The following is a 233-nucleotide window of genomic DNA, read 5'->3' on the forward strand; positions in this document are numbered from 1 at the left end:
CCTTCCGCCAAATACTGCACATCGGCGTTCGCGACGTTATAAGTCCAGTTGCCCGTAGCATCAATGGTCAAGCTGCCGAGCGCACCCGCGCTTGGGGTGCCTGTGCCTGCCTGGAATACAGACTGCCCTGCATCGGCATCATTGATGGTCAAGGTGCCAGTGTCAGTTAAGGTTGGGTTGTTGGCGTCTTCAGTGACCGCGCCCAGATCATCGCCCGCAATCTCAGGGATGTC

The 233-nt window shown here is 57.9% G+C and carries 1 protein-coding gene; it reads right to left on the reverse strand.

What is annotated here, in order from left to right; translation table 11 throughout:
* On the reverse strand, positions 1-233 hold a 233-nt coding region (locus tag H5073_RS18190; RefSeq protein ID WP_220488116.1), incomplete at both ends, for a VCBS domain-containing protein.

Source organism: Shewanella sp. SR44-3, assembly GCF_014163735.1.
GTDB lineage: Bacteria > Pseudomonadota > Gammaproteobacteria > Enterobacterales > Shewanellaceae > Shewanella.